Consider the following 1,175-nt stretch of genomic DNA (forward strand, 5'->3'; position numbering starts at 1 on the left):
ATCTTGGATACCACGCCGGCACCGACGGTACGACCACCTTCACGGATGGCGAAGCGCAGACCTTCTTCCATCGCGATCGGGTTGATCAGGGTAACAGACATCTGAACGTTGTCACCCGGCATAACCATCTCTACACCTTCCGGCAGTTCACATGCACCGGTGATGTCAGTGGTACGGAAGTAGAACTGCGGACGGTAACCTTTGAAGAACGGCGTGTGACGACCGCCTTCTTCCTTGCTCAGCACGTATACTTCGCCTTCGAAGTGAGTGTGCGGAGTGATGGAACCCGGCTTCGCCAGAACCTGACCACGCTCAACTTCGTCACGCTTGGTACCACGCAGCAGCGCACCAACGTTCTCGCCTGCACGACCCTGGTCCAGCAGCTTGCGGAACATCTCAACACCAGTACAGGTCGTCTTGGTGGTTTCCTTGATGCCGACGATTTCGATTTCGTCACCAACGTTCAGGATACCACGCTCGATACGACCGGTTACAACGGTACCACGACCGGAGATAGAGAAGACGTCCTCGATCGGCATCAGGAACGGCAGGTCAACGGCACGCTGCGGCTCCGGGATGTACTCGTCCAGAGTCTCAACCAGCTTCTTAACAGCCGCCTGACCGAAACCTTCCGGATCTTCGCCGTTCAGCGCCTGCAGCGCGGAACCTACAACGATCGGCGTGTCGTCACCCGGGAAGTCGTACTGGTCCAGAAGTTCGCGAACTTCCATTTCAACCAGTTCCAGCAGCTCTTCGTCGTCGACCATGTCCGCTTTGTTCAGGAACACAACGATGTACGGTACGCCAACCTGACGAGACAGCAGGATGTGCTCACGCGTCTGCGGCATGGGGCCGTCAGCAGCAGAACATACCAGGATCGCGCCGTCCATCTGAGCAGCACCGGTGATCATGTTCTTGACGTAGTCGGCGTGTCCCGGGCAGTCCACGTGCGCGTAGTGACGTGTCGGAGACTCGTACTCTACGTGAGAAGTAGAGATGGTGATACCACGCTCACGCTCTTCCGGAGCGTTGTCGATGCCGTCGAAGGCAACGGCAGCGCCGCCCCATACTTCTGCACAGACGCGAGTCAGCGCAGCGGTCAGAGTGGTTTTACCGTGGTCAACGTGGCCGATGGTACCTACGTTAACGTGCGGTTTGTTACGTTCGAATGATTG

1 protein-coding gene is annotated in these 1,175 nt (G+C 57.4%); it reads right to left on the reverse strand.

The genetic code is table 11. The features are described 5' to 3' along the window. A partial coding sequence (gene tuf, locus KTN04_RS16560) for an elongation factor Tu (RefSeq protein ID WP_217336330.1) occupies nucleotides 1-1,175 on the reverse strand: 1,175 nt, incomplete at both ends.

The organism is Marinobacterium weihaiense, from assembly GCF_019061305.1.
Taxonomy (GTDB): domain Bacteria; phylum Pseudomonadota; class Gammaproteobacteria; order Pseudomonadales; family Balneatricaceae; genus Marinobacterium; species Marinobacterium weihaiense.